The following is a 17427-nucleotide window of genomic DNA, read 5'->3' as shown; positions in this document are numbered from 1 at the left end:
AATCTATTTCTTATCTTAATATATCTAATAATTATATCACACGCTTAAAATGTTTAAATAAAATTATTAGAAATAAAAAAAGCAACTTTCATTATCCTGAAAATTGCTTTTGGAATTAATCTTCTTTTTCTGATTTTGCTTCAGTTTCATTTTCTGAACTTTTATCATCATTTGAAGTTGTTTCACTAACACGTTCAGTTACCTTAGCAACTGCGTTCATATCAAATACTAAATAAATACCATCACAATCTAATGTAATAGTCTTGTTTTCAGTATCGATATCATCAACTACACCATGAAGGCGACCAATTGTAATAACATGATCACCTTTTTGTAATTGCTTTAAAGTTTCGGCATGCTTTTGTTGTTGTTTCTTTTGTGGTCTAATAATCAAGAAATACATAACAGCAAAAAGGACGATCATAATTCCAAATCCTGCGAAATTACCCATTATTTTCACCTACTCTTTCAATTCATAACATCTCTATATAATAGGTTATCAGAACTACTATTAATAGTCTACCATAAATTAATTATTATTAATTGGATAATCTAAATGTTTATATGCAGCTTCAGTAACTGTTCTTCCACGAGCTGTCCTTTTTAAATAACCAATTTGTAACAAATATGGTTCATACATTTCAGCAATTGTATCAGTTTCTTCACCAATATTAGCAGCCAATGTATTTAATCCTACCGGTCCACCATTGTAATATACAATCATTGTTTTCAATAATTTTATATCAGTGCTATCTAGTCCCTCGTCATCAACACCTAGCATATTCAAAGAATGATCAACAATTTCCACATCAATATTTTCTTTATCAGATACCTGTGCAAAGTCACGTACTCTTTTTAGTAAACGATTAGCAATTCTAGGAGTTCCTCTAGAACGACGAGCAATTTCATGAGCTCCTTTTGCAACAATTTCAGCGTTAAAAATATCAGCTGAACGTTTTACAATCTCTTCTAAATCTTTAGTTTCATAATATCTCATATGCTCTACAATGCCAAAACGATCACGAAATGGTGCTGATAAAATTCCTGCTCTAGTTGTAGCACCAACTAAAGTAAATGGTGGTAATGGAAAATGAACTGGATGTGCCGTTGGTCCTTGACCAACAACAATATCAACATAAAAGTCTTCCATTGCAGAATATAGCATTTCTTCAACCATTTTAGGTAATCGATGAATTTCATCAATAAATAAAATATCACCTGGTTGTAATTCATTAAGCAAAGCTACTAAATCACCTGGTTTTTCAATTGCAGGACCACTAGTAGTCTTAATACCAACATCCATTTCATTAGCAATAATCATTGCTAAAGTCGTCTTACCTAATCCAGGAGGCCCATAAAGTAAAACATGATCTAATGATTCTTCTCTTTGTTTAGCCGCTTTAATATAAACAGATAGTTCCGATTTTAAATCATCTTGACCAATATATTCGGATAAATGTTGTGGGCGTAGAGATTTTTCAACTGATTCTTCATTATCACTGGCACTGTCACCAGAAACAATTCGATTATCGTCCATATTAGTATTCCTCCTTTTAGTATTGGGTTAATAATTTTAGTCCGCTACTTAGGTATTCATCAGTGGTCATGGATTGTTCATTAGACAACTGCTTCTTAACTTTTTCGACATCACGATGTGTATATCCTAAAGCTTCTAATGCCTGTAATGCATCGCTTAATTCTTGATTATTTGAATCATTAGTATCAATTGATTTAGCTTCATCCACATCATCAAATAACGATGGTGCAAGATCATCAATCTTCCCTTTTAAGTCTAAAATAATTTGTTTGGCTGTCTTCTTCCCAACACCAGGAAATTTAGTTAAATAAGTAACGTTTTCTTCATTAATTGCTTTCACTAAGGACTTAGGATCATTGCCAGCTAAAATTGCTAGTGCATTCTTAGGTCCAATGCCAGAAACACTTAGTAATTTTTCAAAAATACTTTTCTCTTCTCTAGTATAAAATCCATATAAAGTCTGTGATGAATCACTTACTGCTTGATAAATAAAAATCTTAACTACTTTTTTCTCATCAGAAGAATAGCGATAAGGATCAGAAGTATGCACTAAATACCCTACTCCTGAAACATCAATAACAACATATCCGGGTTTTACATCAGCTATGATTCCATTTAAATATTCATACATATTTTTTACATCCTTTTAAATAATTATTCGCTTTTATGTGGATCTTGAATACGTTTAAACATCCTTTCCATATCAGCGTTAGAAAATGAAACTAATACTGGTCTACCATGAGGGCAATTAAATGGATTCTGAACTTTTGATAAATTATCAATTAAATTAATTGCTTGCTTACGATCAAGGTGATGGTTAGCTTTAATTGCACGTTTACAACTCATCATAATTGCAGTTTTGGCGCGAAATGATGCAACTGATATCTTTTTATTTTCAATAACCCAATCAATCATTGATCGAATTGTTTCTTCTTCGTCAGAACCCTTAATCCAAGTTGGATGTTGTTTAACCACAAAGCTGTTTTTACCAAAAACTTCAATATTAATTCCGACACTATGCAAAACATCAATCTTTTGTTTAATAATAATTGCATCTGATGCCGGATAATCAAGAACTATTGGAACTAACAAGTTTTGTTGGTCATCTGAAACATCCCCAATTTCAGTTCTAAACTTTTCATAATTAATTCTTTCTTGGGCAGCATGCTGATCTAAAATGTACATTCCATTATCTGACTCAGCAATTAAATAAGTTCCGTGTAATTGGCCAATATAACGTAAATTAGGAAAACGGGTTACTTTAACATCATCATAATTTAATTCAGATTTAGTTTCTCCAAATGGTAAAGTTTCTGATTCATTATCATATTTTTCTTTAAAATTAATTACTGAAGAACTACTTAAATCGGCCTTATTTTTAATAATAATCGAGTTTTCTACATTACTAGCTTCAACATCTGATTTCACTGATTCATCAATTGCATTGTCTAAATCATAATCTTTGTTATTATCTTTGAAATTTTCGAGACTACTTATTGGATGATGAGTCGATGCTTTATTTAAATCCATTTGAATTTGACTAGTTTCATAATGTGGTTTAACTGCTCGATCACGATTCATCGCATCTGGAATCAAATTTTGTGGAAAAATAGCATCATAAACGGTTTTAGAAATTAAATTGCATAATTGTTCTTCCTTACTAATACGAACAGTTTGTTTAGTTGGATGAACATTAACATCAACTAAAGTTGGATCTAAATTGATGTTTAGAGTAACAATAGGATAACGTCCAACCATTAATTTAGAGCCGTATCCATCAGTTAAAGCTTTAAAAATATTATAATTTTTCACATATCGGCCATTTAAAATAATGGTGACATAGTTTCTAGATGCCCTAGTTAATTCTGGCAAACTAATATAGCCATTAATCTTAAAGTCATCATCTTGATTATTTATTTTAATAATTCGTTTTAAATTCCTAGCACCATAAATATCGCCAATTACTTGTTGAAGATTATTGCGACCAGAAGTACGAATTAATTCTCGATTATTATGAACAAGTGAAAAAGCAATATTAGGATGACCAATTGCTAATCTATCAACAATATCAGTAATCTTAGATAATTCAGTTTGTAACGACTTCATGTATTTTAATCTTGCCGGAGTGTTATAAAATAGATCACTAACTTTGATTGAAGTCCCTCTTCTAGATTCAGAAGGCATAATAGATTCAATCTTACTTCCTCTAATATGAAGTTTAGTACCTTCATCCCCAGTAGAAGTTTTTAATTGAACATCCGAAACAGATGCAATAGAAGGCAATGCTTCACCTCGAAAACCTAATGAATGAACTTTAAATAAATCTTGAGGATTATTAATCTTGCTGGTGGCATGACGCTTAAAAGCCAATTTAATATCATCATTTTCAATTCCTATACCATCATCAACTACTTGCATACTCTTTAAGCCAGCATCCTTAACGTTAATATCAATCTGCGTGCTTTTTGCATCAATAGAATTTTCTACTAATTCTTTAATTACTGAAGCAGGTCTTTCGACCACTTCACCAGCAGCAATCTGATCAGCTAACACCGGCGTTAATTCATGGATTTTTGACAAATAATCCCCTCCATTCACCTATTTTTCAATTTTTTGTTTCCATTTATAAACAGCGTTCATAATTTCCATTGGTGTTTTAGACATTAAATCCATACGCTTAATTTCATTAATAATTTTAAGATTTGAAACATTTTGTTTCTTATTTTTAGGATTGTCATCATTAAATAATGATAATTGATGTTCTTCCTCATCATTTTTAGTTTCATCTTTTGGAACTGATGAGGTCTGAATATTCATCAATTTCTCGTTATCGTCGTCTTTATTTTCAAGTGTTTCCAAAATATTATCTGCACGTGATAATAACTTATCAGGTAAACCTGCTAATTTGGCAACGTGAATTCCATAAGATTTATCAGCAGCACCTTTTTTAACTTTATGCAAGAATACAAGTTCACCATTTTTTTCAACGGCTCCAACATGAACATTGGTTAAATGATGTAAAGTCGTTTCTAGTTCAGTTAACTCATGATAATGGGTAGAAAATAGAGTTTTGGCATGAATATTATTATGAACATATTCAATTATTGATTGAGCTAATGCCATTCCATCATAGGTAGCAGTTCCACGACCAATTTCATCAAATAAAATCAGGCTATTTTCAGTTGCATTTTGAATTGCCTCGTTAGATTCTTTCATTTCCACCATGAATGTACTTTCACCAGAAATTAAATCATCAGCTGCACCAATTCTAGTGAATATTTTATCAAAAATTGGCATTTGAGCTGATTTAGCAGCAACAAAGCATCCTATCTGAGTCATGATAACTGCTAATGCTAATTGACGCATATAAGTACTTTTACCAGACATATTAGGACCTGTAATTAATAATACATTAGTATCAGGATCCATTTTTACGTTATTTGGCACATATGATTGATGCCCCATAACTTTCTCAACTACTGGATGTCTGCCATCAATAATTTCTAAATCATGATTATCATTTAAAGAGGGCTTAACTAAACGATATTTTTCAGATATAACTGCAAAACTTTGTAACACATCAAGGGTTGATACTGCAGTTGCTAATTTTTGTAATCTTTTAATTGATTTTTTTACGTTTTCACGTACTTTACTAAATATCGCATATTCTAATGTTTTAGATTTTTCTTGCGCTTCAATAATTAATTTTTCTTTTTCTTTTAATTCTGGAGTAGAAAATCTTTCAGCATTAGTTAAAGTTTGTTTTCTCTCATAACGATCTTCTGGTAACTTATTTAAATTAGCTTTAGAAACTTCAATATAATAGCCAAAAACATGGTTATATCCAATTTTAAGGTTACTAATACCTGTTGCATTACGCTCTTTATTTTCAAGCTCAGCTATCCATTTTTTACCATTATTCATTGCATCACGATAATCATCTAAAGTTTTATTATATCCATCTTTAATCAAATCACCATCAGTAACTGAAATTGGTGGTTCATCAATAATAGAATCATTAATCATTTTAGCAACATCATCAACTGGATCTAAGGAATCATAAATATTATTAAAAGAAGCAGCGTCCATTGATGCTATTTCATACCTTAACTTAGGAATTTGTTCCAAAGAAGACTGTAATTGAATCAAGTCACGACCATTCACAGAACCAAAAGACACTTTTCCAGCTAATCTTTCTAAGTCATAAACTTTAACCAAAATATCACTAATTTCATTGCGTTCATAATAATGATCTAGTAATTCTTGAACCGCATTTTGACGTTGAATAATTTGATTTTTAACTATTAATGGACGATCTAACCATGTTTTAAGTTTACGACCACCCATTGCAGTTTTAGTTTCATCTAAAAGCCACAATAGACTACCAGATTTTTTATTGGTACGAATATTTTTATTCAACTCTAAATTATATTGTGAATTATGATCTAATTTTAAAAATTCAGTGGGACGATAAGATTCAGCCGCTTTCATATGAGATAAACTACGCTTTTGAGTTTTGATAATATAAGTAATTAAAAGTTCGGATGTCTTTTTTTCTAAATTATTAATCAAATTATCAGTTAAATTAATCATATTATCTTCAATATCAATGTCAGATTGATGTGACACTAAAATACCTAATTTATTAAAAGTGTTGATATCATCTTTTTCAACATTATCATCAACAATAATCTCTTTGGTTTGTAAACTCATAACTTCGTTAATTAAAGTGTCAATATTACTTAAAACACTAGTTTTTAATTCACCTGTAGAAAGTTCAGCATAAGCAAAACCATATTTTTTACTATCTTTATCGTATTCTAAAGCAGTTAAATAATTATTATTCTTAGCATTTTCAGCACCAGTTTCAGTTTTTGTTCCGGGGGTTAATAATTGTGTCACTGCTCGTTTAACCATTCCCTTGGCAACTCTGGGATCTTCCATTTGTTCACAAATAGCTACTTTATAACCCTTATCTACTAAAGTATTGATATAAGATTCAACCGCTTTATGAGGAATTCCACACATTGGTATTGGATTACTAGAATTTTTATTTCTAGCCGTTAATGTTAGTTCCAATATTTGTGCTCCTTTTACTGCATCATCATTAAACATTTCATAAAAGTCACCTAAACGATAAAATAAAAAAGCATCTTTATATTGATCTTTAACTTTTTGATATTGTTCCATCATTGGTGTTAATTTCGCCGATTTTACCATTAGATACCTTCCTTACTAAAAATCCTATCCTTGATAAGGATGATCTGGACTAATTAATATTTTCTTTATAGATTTAGCCTTCATAATATGATTATCAATATCAATAATACAACCAGAAACAATTCCACCGCCGTTTTCTTCGACTTCAAATCTAGTGGGACGTTGTGTTAAAAAGCGATGGATAATATTTTCATATTTCATCCCTAAAACACCATCTGTGGGTCCACACATACCTGCATCAGTCATAAAGGCAGTTCCCTTTTTCAAAACACGATTATCATTAGTTTGAACATGAGTATGAGTACCTACCATTGCACTAATTCTGCCGTCTAAATACATAGCCATAACTTGCTTTTCGCTGGTTGTTTCAGCGTGAAAATCAACAAATATATTATCAACTTGTGAATGTAACTTACTAACTAATTCGTCAATCATTCTAAATGGATCATCAATTGGATCCATAAAAATACGTCCTTGCAAATTAATTACAGCAACCTTTTTCCCATTGACATTAATAATAGTATAACCATTTCCTGGAACATCTTTACCCGGAAAGTTTAAAGGACGCACCAATTTTTTAGTTTCATCTATAAAATCGAATATTTCTTCGTTATTCCATGCATGATTACCTAGAGTAATTACATCAGCTCCAGCATCCATAATGCCCTTATAAACCTTTCGATTAATTCCACGACCAAAGGATGTAGCATTTTCTCCATTAACAATTGTTAACTGTGGTTTATAATCTCTTTTTAAGATTGGTAGATATTGTTTTATCATTTTCGTTCCGATATTTCCGACAACATCACCAAGAAATAAAATTTTCATATTTATCCTCAATTCATTTATATATATAATTAATTTTACACCGATTTAATAAAAATAAAAAAGGCCAAATGGCCTTTTTTTATTTTGCATATTCAATTGATCTTACTTCTCTGATAATGGTTACCTTAATATGTCCTGGATACTCCATATCAGATTCAATTTTATTCTTAATATCTCTTGCTAAAACAATTGCTTGAGTATCAGATAATTTATCTGGTTTAACAATTATGCGAATTTCTCGACCTGCTTGAATAGCATAGCTCTTTTTGACTTGATCGAAACTATCACCAATCTTTTCAAGACTTTCAAGACGATGAACGAAACTTTCCAAGGACTTGCTTTTAGCTCCCGGTCTAGAAATTGCAATTTTATTAGCAATACTTACTAATTCTGAAATAATATACTTAGGTTTTCTACTTTCGTCATCACTGGCAATTGAATCAATAATAGCGGGACTTTCATGATATTTCTTAGCCAGATCAATTCCAATATCAATATGAGAACCTTCAGTTTCATTATTAACAGAACGACCTATTTCGTGTAATAATCCTGCTCGTTTTGCTAAAACAACGTCTTCGCCCAGTTCAGATGCTAATACACCAGATAATTTCGCGACTTCGATTGAATGACTCAATACATTTCTGCCATAGTAAATTTTGAATTGTAATTTACCAATCATTCCAATCATTTCAGGATTCATAGAATGAATTCCTAAGTCGAAGACAGTTTCTTCACCGATTTCTTGAATTTTTTCGTCAAGTTCACGACGACTTTTATCCACCATTTCCTCAATACGAGCTGGATGAATACGACCATCTTTAATTAATTTTTCCAATGCCATTTTAGCAACTTCACGTCTAATTGGATCAAATCCACTCAATACAACCGCTTCTGGAGTATCATCAATGACTAAATCAATCCCAGTAAGGGTTTCAAATGTACGAATATTGCGACCTTCTCTACCGATAATACGACCTTTCATATCATCACTTGGTAAAGTAACCACTGAAACAGTAGTTTCAGAAACAATATCAGCAGCACTTTGTTGTATTGCTTCAATCACAAGATTCTTAGCGTTATTACTTGATTCTTTTTGGGCTTCGTTATAACTATCTTTAACCATTTTAGCCCTTTCATCTGCTAATTGATCACTAGTCTCTTTAATAATCAAGTCCTTAGCTTCATCCTGAGAAAGTGCGGATATTTTTTCCAATTCAGTTTGGCGTTGTTCAACCAATCTATCGGCTTCCTGCTGTTTTTGTTCCAACTTCTTTTGATTAACGTTAAGTTTTTCATCTCTTCTATTAAGAGAATCTTCTCTTTTATCGAAAGCATCATCTTTTCTATCTAAAGCATCTTCTCGTTGAATTAAACGATTTTCTTGTCTCTGTACTTCTAGACGTCTTTGCTTAATTTCTTTTTCAATATTAGAACGATACTGATTACTTTTCTCTTTAGCTTCAAGAATTTTTTCTTTAGAAGATGTTTTTGCTTGTCGTTTAGCATTATCTAAGATGTCTTTAGCACTTTTGTGAGCAATAGCCAATTTTTTTTCAACTATGTTTTTGTGTAAAAACATACCAACAAAAGCACCTAAAACAACAGCGATGATTACGAGGATTATATCAATTAATATATAATTCATAAAATTAAGTTACACCTCCAAACCATCAAAAAATGAATTAAATTATATTTTAAGTGTAATTAAATTATTTAAGTACTACTATATTTTAAATTTTACTGATAAAAGTGTCAATATATCTACTTTAATAAACATCGATATTAAGCGAAAAAATAGAGTTATTTAGCATTATAACTAAATAACTCTATTTTTATTGATTATTTACTATCTTTTTGCTTATTGTCTTCTGATTTAGTATCATCAGATTCTTCTTTTGAGTCATCTTCATCCATGCCATAAGCAACACGAACTTTTTTATTAATTTCACTCATTTTATCAGGATTATCGACCAAGTATTGCTTAGCATTTTCTCTACCTTGTCCGATACGTTCATCACCATATGAATACCAAGAACCAGACTTATTAATAATATCTTGATCAACAGCCATGTCTACCAATTCACCGGTTTGAGAAATACCTTTACCATACATAATATCAACTTCAACACGTTTAAATGGAGGAGCTACCTTATTTTTAGCAACCTTAATCTTGGTACGATTACCTATAACATCAGTACCATTCTTAATTTGTTCTGCTCTTCTAATGTCTAATCGAATAGTTGAATAGAATTTTAGAGCACGTCCACCAGGGGTAGTTTCAGGATTACCAAACATAACTCCAACTTTTTCTCTAATTTGATTAATAAATAGAGCAATAGTTTTAGTCTTATTAATAGATCCAGATAATTTTCTAAGGGCTTGTGACATTAAACGAGCTTGTAGTCCAACATGGGCATCACCCATTTCACCTTCAATTTCTGCACGTGGTACTAATGCAGCAACAGAATCAACTACTACTATATCAACGGCACCACTGGAAACTAAAGCATCACAAATTTGAAGACCTTGTTCACCAGTATCAGGTTGTGATAATAATAATTCATCAATATTAACACCTAAGTTAGTAGCATAAACTGGATCTAGCGCATTTTCAGCATCAATATATGCTGCAGTTCCGCCTTGTTTTTGAACTTCAGCGACTGCTTGTAATGCAAGTGTTGTTTTACCGGAACTTTCTGGGCCATAAATTTCCACAATTCTTCCACGAGGGAATCCACCCACTCCAAGCGCATTATCTAATGCAAGTGAACCAGTTGGAATTGTTGAAATTCTAGTGTCTCCACGATCCCCCATTCTCATAATGGATCCTTTACCGAATTCTTTTTCAATTCGTTTTAAAGCACCATCTAGAGCGGCTTTACGTTCATCAGCCATTCAATGACCTCCTTAAAAAATACTTCATTCCTAAATATTCAATATTTATACTATACTAATCTATATTAAAAAAAGCAAGTAAAAAAGGAACAAATGTTCGTACTATTTATTATACTCATCTGCAATCATTTTCAGGGCAGCATTCACAGATTTAACCCTTACATCATTACGATTTCCATCAAAGTGAAACTCTTGAGCATAAGGTAATTGGTCTAAAAAATCTATTCCTATAAAAACGGTTCCCGCAGGATTATTTTCTAAGGAATCAGGACCTGCTACCCCTGTGAAAGAAACTCCAATGTTAGTATGCATTTTTGTCTTAGATTGCTTAGCCATCCAAATTGCAGTTTTATCAGACACAACTCCATTTTTATTAATAATATCGTTTGGAATATCTAATAATAACTCTTTGGCAGAATTAGAATAAGTAACAAATCCACCAGGAAAAATAGCAGATACTCCTGATACGTTTCCTAAAATGGATTGAAACATGCCTGCAGTTAAACTTTCGGCGGCTGTAATCGATATATTATCTTTAATAAGACTTTTAATGATTGAATAATCAATATTCATTATTATTTCGACCTTTCGATATTAAATACGTAAAAAACTATACTTATTTAAAAAGAATCAGAAAATAAATCTTTGCTTCTTACAAAATATTCAATCCCTGAATAAACTGTAAAGAATAAACAAATATACAGTATAATTGTTCCTAATCCAATATTAAATGGTAATGTAATGAAATCATTCATTAGTAACAAGATAATTGAAATCATTTGACTTGCAGTCTTAATTTTTCCAGGCCAGGCTGCAGCAATCACTTCACCATCATTTTCAACGGCTATTAATCTTAGTCCAGTAACTGCTAATTCACGGCATACAATGATTGCAGCTACCCATGAGGGAACCAAACCATATGATACCAAAATAATGAAAGCAGACATTACAATCATTTTATCAGCTAATGGATCAGCAAACTTTCCAAAATTAGTAACTAGCTTTTGTCTACGAGCAATTTGACCATCTAAAAAATCAGTGATACATGCTATCGCAAATATAATAGCACTAATAATTCTAACGATAGGAACAGTTGTACCAAATAAAATAGTAGTTCCTAAATTCAAAGGAAATGCCAATAATAAAATAAAAATGGGGATCATAATAATTCTAATCAACGTTAATTTATTAGGTAAATTCAAAATATAATACTCCTTTTCTGCTGATATTTCAGATTAAAAAAAGGGCTATTAAGCCCCATTTTTTATTTAAATTTTATATTTAAAACAGTAGTCATAGGCACACTCTTATCAAGATTTAACAACTTATTGTTAATTAAAATCTTAGTTGATGGCACATTTCCTAATGACATAGAAACATCTTTAGTTCCACTAGGTAATTTAACAGATTTCTTATTACCAGATTCTTGTGAACCTGAAAATAGTGACTTACCATTAGTTGAAATAGATGACCAAGCACGATTACTTGCATCTAATGTAATAGTATTTTCTTTACTACCACTAACTTCATATTCAGTTGCATTAACCTTTTTAATAGAGGTTTTATTGATATTTTTCTTAGGAGCAGGCTTTTTGTCTTGTTTTTTATTATTATCAGCATTTGATGATTCAGATTTTTCAGAAGAACCACTAACTGAAACAGAACTATTGTTACTATTAATATTTGTATCTGCAGATTTATTGGTTTTAGCAACAACTCCCCAAATAACAAAAATAACAATTAATACAACAATAACAACGCCAACAATTGGAACGAATTTTCTAAAAGAATTAATTTTTTCTTCTTTATTTTGACGCTCAGATCGTTTTGATAAAGTATCTTCTGACACTTTTTGACTATATTCTTCGGTTTGAGTATCAGGTAAGCTATCATCATGTTCATTAAGTAGTTCCATTCCATTGATACCTACAGTATCTGCATACTGTTTAATGAAAGCTCTAACATAAAAATCACCTGGTAGTTCTGAAAAATCTTCATTTTCAATTGCTTCCAAATAGTGAGCCTGAATTTTGGTAATCTTTTGTACATCTTCTAATGACATACCTTTTGCAACACGTGCATCATGTAGTGATTTACCGATTTCTACTTCTTTATTTTCGTCTTTTGCCATAGAAATTACTCCACTTAAATATATTTTTCATAATTTTAGTATATCATAACATAATGAAAATTTAGGAATTAAAATAATTATTTATTAGAATATGGAATAATTATATTAGAAATAATATTATCGCCTAATAACAACTTAGCACCATATTCCTTTAAATCATTGATAGTAATATCATTAATCAGCTTAATTTCATCATATAAATTTATAAAATGATTATCACTATCGCCTAAATTATTAGCAGTAGCTTCAATAGAATTCATAATCAAAATATGTTGACCAATTTCTTCACGCTTAATCAGTTCTAAATCATCAGTGTAATTATCTAAATTATTAATTGCATTCATCAAAATATCTTTAATATTAGTTATAAATTCTTTTGGATGTTCAGTATCTCCAGCAATAATGGCAAAATTAAAGTTTTTATTGCAATCAAAATCAAATCCAAAGGAGTCATCAATAATTCCATGATTATACAAATAAGCATAATTATCAGAATCCTCAGAAAATAATATTTCTAATAGTAATGAAATTGAAAGTTCATACTTAATATCTTTACCTAGTGCTGAATTCCCCTTAATTCCAACAGCAACTTTAGGGTTAAAAACATCCATTTGTCTTCGATTCGAATTATTAATCTTTTTAGATGGAGACTGAACTCTTTTAATGTCTCTTGCAGGTAAAAAAGTCTTTTTATCTTGATTTTCTTTAATTATTTTAATTACTTTATCGGGATCAACATTCCCAACAACATTTAATTGCATATTAGATGGTTGATAAAAAGTCTTATGAGCAGTATATAGATCATCAGCAGTGATTTTATTAATGGAGTCTACAGTTCCAGCAATATCAACATTCAGATGGCTATCAGGATACATATTTTGAATTGTATTGAAATATAATGCAGCATTAGGATCGTTGTTATACATCTTTATTTCTTGAGCAATAATTCCTTTTTCTTTATTAACTTTTTTTTCATTAAAATAAGGACTTTGAACGAAATCAAGTAAAGTATTCAAATTTTCATTAACATAGTTAGTACAAGAAAATAGATAGCTAGTACGATTAAAACTAGTAAATGCATTAGAACTAGCACCGTACCTAGAAAAAACATCCATTGCATCATAGCCGTCTTTATCAAACATTTTATGTTCTAAAAAATGTGCAATTCCAGCTGGCATCTCTTTTTTTTCATTATCATAACTAATAAAAGTATTATCAATTGAACCATATTTTATAGTTAAAGAAGCATAGGTTTTCTGAAAACCCTTTTTCGGTTCGACAACCACTGTTAGCCCATTTTCTAATTGTTCTTTATAAACGGTTTCATTATATTGAGGATATTTAAGTTCTATCATTTTTATTTCTTATCTCCCTTCTTATTTCTTATCTCCCTTCAATAAGAAAACAGTTTGTAACTGAACTTTTTTAGCAACGTTAGCAATTTGATCAACATTAATTGATTCAATATTTTTACGCCATTTTTCAAAATTCCATTTTTTATTTAATAATGAATTAACAAATGATTGTTCTAAACTTTGTCTTGGATTATCTAGAATAGATCTTTTAGCAGTGATCATCTCAGATTTAATACTGTTTAAAATATCAAGATTAATATCTTTGTTTTGAATAGAAACCAATTGTTCATTGACAATAGACTGAACTTTTTCAGCATTATTAGCATCAATCCCGGAATTCACCATAAGGACTCCATTCAAAGAATTAAACATACTATTTGCATAATATGCCATACTATATTTTTCTCTAACATTTTTAAATAATTTGGATTGAGAACTACCACCAAAAATAGCATTAAAGAGCAATGCTGCAAAAAAATCACTAGAATCATAATAAATAGGTAAATTATATGCCATATTAAGATTACTTTGTGTAGCATTTGTATTTTCAGTAATGTATTCAACTGTATTTTTATTATGTTTAAAACAATCTATTTTGTAAATTTCGTCACGATCAGAGAAATTGAATTCATTAATATATGAAATTAATTTCTCATCATCAAATTTACCTAATACTGAAATTCTAATGTTATTATTTTTTATAACATCTTGATAGTATTTATATTCGTCAGAAGAATTAATTTTATCGTATTGATCAACATCACCAAATAAAAATTTACCTCGATTAATATCATCTTGATAATAATATTCCTTAAGTTTAATTGATGCATAATATTGTTTATCATCAGCAACTGAAGAAATATATTTTTGCATATTTGATTTTTGTAAATTAAATGTATCATTATCAAAAGCACTATTAGATGTTAATGGGTGCATCAAAATTGAATTTAAAAATTGAATAGCATCTTTTAGCAATGATGAAGAATTCCCCGGAATAAATTCCGGATTAGGAATACTTAAATTTATTCTAATAACCGATAAGTTCCCATATCTTAATAAATTAGTACCAAAACTAGCTCCGTACATTTTAGATAATTGACGAGCTAGCTTAGTTTGTGTTTGATAATCTGCATTGTTAGTTTCAAAAAGTTCTGCCAATAATGCCCTTTTTTCAAAATTATTGATATTCAAAGGTTCAATTAAATCACAAGTAATTGTAATTGTTTTAAACTTATCATCATGAATAGTATTCAAACTAACTCCATTTGAAATATATTTTTTCAATATTTAACCTTCCTTTTGTTGTGATTGTTTTTCTAGGTTTAATAATGGGGATTTATATTTCTCACCAAACCATTTATGACAAATTTTTTTCAATTCACCGGTCTTGGCTAGTTCACTAAGGGCAGCATTGATCTTATTCTTCATTGTTTTATCGCCCTTACGCAATCCAACAGAAAATTCTTCATTTGGGAATTTACCCGTTGATACTTTATACATTAATGGATCAGATTGATGAGCAATATAGTAATTAGCATAATTGCTATCTATTAATAAACCATCAATTCTACCATGAGTTAGATCAATAAAAGCATTAGTAAATGAGTTATATAAAATTGGATAATTATTTTTAATTTTATCTTTTAAAACTTTAGGATTATTATTTATATCATTTAATCCAGAAGATCCACTTTGAGCACCTAATATTTTATTATGCATATCATTGAAATTATTAATATGCGAAGACTTTAAAGTAACTAATTCTTGCTCATTAGATAAGTATGGCTTAGTAAATGCAACATTTTTCTTTCTTTCTGGAGTTGCAGAAAATCCATTCCAAATTAAATCAATGGTTCCATTACGTAATTCGGTAACATTCATTGACCAATCAATTTGTTGAAAAACTGGTTTAATATCATATTTCTTGAAAACTGCTTTAGCTAAATCAACATCAAAACCTGTAATTTGACCATTTTTATTTTCATATCCCATTGGTACAAATGTCACATCGAGTCCAATTATAACTTTCTTATCTTTTTTTATTTTACTCCAATTATCTTGGGTATTCGCTCTTTGCGTTAAAGACTGACATCCAGTTAGAGTCATCATACATAAAAAAGATAACAGCAATATTAGAATGCTATAAAATTTCTTATTCATAAGTATTCACCTCTTAAATTGGTTTTACTTCTTTTATTTTGTCAGAAACTTGATTAGCAAATTGAATATCATGAGTTACCACTAATTGTGTAATATTTTTACTTTTTAAGTTCAAAATAATATTTCCAACTTCCTTACTCAATTTGGGATCCAAGGCGGAAGTTGGTTCGTCATAACAAATAATTTTAGGATGCATAGCTAAAGTTCTAACAATTGCTACACGTTGCTTTTGACCACCAGATAATTGATATGGATATAATGATTCTTTACCACTTAAATTTAATTGATCAATTAATTTTTGAGCTTCATTTTCCGCTTCTTCTTTTGATTTCTTTAAAACTAATTGCGGAGCTAAAGTTATATTATCAATAACTGTTAAATTAGGAAATAATCCATAGTCTTGGAAAACAACGCCTATCAAAGATTCAGAACTATCACTAGGATCAAACTTCTTACCATCAATATAAAAATCACCTGAATCAAATGATTCTAACCCTGTGATACATCTTAATAGTGTAGTTTTACCTGCTCCTGAAGGTCCCACTATTCCAAGAATTTCATTGCTGTCTACAGACAAATTCATGTTTTTAATTATTTGTTTATTTTGAAAACTTTTATTTAAATTTTCTATTTTAAACATTAAAATCGCCTCCTATTTCCAGTAATTAAAACGTTTTTCTAATTTTCGTAAAATTAAAGTTAATAATGCCGTTAAAATTAAATAAAATACTGCTACTAAAATTAATGGTAATAAAGTGACATCTCTCGCAGTAGCAATATTACCGGCTTGCAATAAATCACCAATTCCAATTACATATACTAAAGAAGAATCCTTAACTAAATTAATAACTTCATTTCCAATTGATGGTAAAACGATTTTAAAAACTTGTGGAATAATAATTTTTCGTAGCGTTTGCCAGTTAGATAAACGTAACATTTTGGCACTCTCAAATTGATTTTGAGGGATTGATTGGAAGCCACCACGAAATATTTCAGCAAAATATGCGGCATAATTTAGAGAAAATGCAATTAATGCTGCTTCAAAACGTGGAAAAACAATTCCTATGATGGGTAACCCATAAAAGATAAAAATCAATTGCAATAATAAAGGCGTCCCCCTCATTATCCATACATAAAATTCGAAAATAGATTTTATAAAACTTTTACCGGTTAAAGCTAATGAAACTAAAATTCCCAATGGAATTGAAATTAATAAAGTTAACCCAAATATTTCTAATGTTGTTAATACTCCAGAAAATAATGATGGTAGTATTTCAAATATATAATGCATTTTAAGACCT

16 protein-coding genes are annotated in these 17427 nt (G+C 30.0%); all 16 read right to left on the bottom strand.

Translation table 11 applies throughout. The features are described from left to right. Positions 1–115: 115 nt before the first annotated feature. The gene (yajC, locus tag C7N71_RS06325) at positions 116–451 is read right to left on the bottom strand and encodes a preprotein translocase subunit YajC (RefSeq protein ID WP_105988268.1); all 336 of its coding nucleotides are present in this window, start codon (positions 449–451) and stop codon (positions 116–118) included. 78 nt (positions 452–529) lie between these two features. Next, on the bottom strand, positions 530–1537 hold the full coding sequence (gene ruvB, locus C7N71_RS06320; RefSeq protein ID WP_105988267.1) for a Holliday junction branch migration DNA helicase RuvB: 1008 nt from the start codon (positions 1535–1537) through the stop codon (positions 530–532). A gap of 16 nt (positions 1538–1553) precedes the next feature. Then, on the bottom strand, positions 1554–2168 hold the full coding sequence (gene ruvA, locus C7N71_RS06315; RefSeq protein WP_105988266.1) for a Holliday junction branch migration protein RuvA: 615 nt from the start codon (positions 2166–2168) through the stop codon (positions 1554–1556). A 23-nt stretch (positions 2169–2191) separates the two neighbouring features. Beyond that, entirely contained in the window at positions 2192–4117 is a 1926-nt protein-coding gene (gene mutL / locus C7N71_RS06310; protein WP_105988265.1) for a DNA mismatch repair endonuclease MutL, read from the bottom strand. A gap of 18 nt (positions 4118–4135) precedes the next feature. Then, the gene (mutS, locus tag C7N71_RS06305; RefSeq protein WP_105988264.1) at positions 4136–6757 is read right to left on the bottom strand and encodes a DNA mismatch repair protein MutS; all 2622 of its coding nucleotides are present in this window, start codon (positions 6755–6757) and stop codon (positions 4136–4138) included. A gap of 24 nt (positions 6758–6781) precedes the next feature. Beyond that, a complete protein-coding gene (locus tag C7N71_RS06300) occupies positions 6782–7585 on the bottom strand; it encodes a TIGR00282 family metallophosphoesterase (protein ID WP_105988263.1) in 804 nt (267 codons plus the stop codon). Positions 7586–7664: 79 nt separating this feature from the next. Next, the gene (gene rny, locus C7N71_RS06295; RefSeq protein ID WP_105988262.1) at positions 7665–9230 is read right to left on the bottom strand and encodes a ribonuclease Y; all 1566 of its coding nucleotides are present in this window, start codon (positions 9228–9230) and stop codon (positions 7665–7667) included. A 194-nt stretch (positions 9231–9424) separates the two neighbouring features. Further along, positions 9425–10480 (bottom strand): recombinase RecA, encoded by a 1056-nt coding sequence (gene recA / locus C7N71_RS06290; protein ID WP_105988261.1) that lies wholly within the window; start codon positions 10478–10480, stop codon positions 9425–9427. A 102-nt stretch (positions 10481–10582) separates the two neighbouring features. Then, complete coding sequence (locus C7N71_RS06285) at positions 10583–11053, bottom strand: nicotinamide-nucleotide amidohydrolase family protein (protein ID WP_105988260.1); 471 nt, start codon at positions 11051–11053, stop codon at positions 10583–10585. A gap of 47 nt (positions 11054–11100) precedes the next feature. Continuing rightward, positions 11101–11682: a CDP-diacylglycerol--glycerol-3-phosphate 3-phosphatidyltransferase gene (gene pgsA, locus C7N71_RS06280; RefSeq protein ID WP_105988259.1), complete on the bottom strand. Its 582-nt coding sequence runs from the start codon at positions 11680–11682 to the stop codon at positions 11101–11103. Positions 11683–11744: 62 nt separating this feature from the next. Continuing rightward, on the bottom strand, positions 11745–12611 hold the full coding sequence (locus C7N71_RS06275; protein WP_105988258.1) for a helix-turn-helix domain-containing protein: 867 nt from the start codon (positions 12609–12611) through the stop codon (positions 11745–11747). A 77-nt stretch (positions 12612–12688) separates the two neighbouring features. Beyond that, positions 12689–13966 carry an EF-P 5-aminopentanol modification-associated protein YfmH gene (gene yfmH / locus C7N71_RS06270; RefSeq protein WP_105988257.1) on the bottom strand — a complete coding sequence of 426 codons (1278 nt, stop codon included), beginning with the start codon at positions 13964–13966 and terminating at the stop codon, positions 12689–12691. A 21-nt stretch (positions 13967–13987) separates the two neighbouring features. Next, complete coding sequence (yfmF, locus tag C7N71_RS06265) at positions 13988–15250, bottom strand: EF-P 5-aminopentanol modification-associated protein YfmF (protein WP_105988256.1); 1263 nt, start codon at positions 15248–15250, stop codon at positions 13988–13990. Between the two features lie 3 nt (positions 15251–15253). Continuing rightward, on the bottom strand, positions 15254–16126 hold the full coding sequence (locus C7N71_RS06260; protein ID WP_105988255.1) for an amino acid ABC transporter substrate-binding protein: 873 nt from the start codon (positions 16124–16126) through the stop codon (positions 15254–15256). Between the two features lie 13 nt (positions 16127–16139). Continuing rightward, a complete protein-coding gene (locus tag C7N71_RS06255) occupies positions 16140–16766 on the bottom strand; it encodes an amino acid ABC transporter ATP-binding protein (protein ID WP_105988254.1) in 627 nt (208 codons plus the stop codon). 12 nt (positions 16767–16778) lie between these two features. Beyond that, positions 16779–17417, bottom strand: a complete 639-nt coding sequence (locus tag C7N71_RS06250; protein ID WP_105964835.1) for an amino acid ABC transporter permease — start codon at positions 17415–17417, stop codon at positions 16779–16781. Between the last annotated feature and the right edge of the window lie 10 nt (positions 17418–17427).

Origin of the sequence: Apilactobacillus timberlakei (assembly GCF_002993965.1) — a bacterium.
Classification (GTDB): Bacteria; Bacillota; Bacilli; order Lactobacillales; family Lactobacillaceae; genus Apilactobacillus; species Apilactobacillus timberlakei.
The sequence above is the reverse complement of the archived record's forward strand: the minus strand, read 5'-3'. Positions and strand labels throughout refer to the sequence as shown.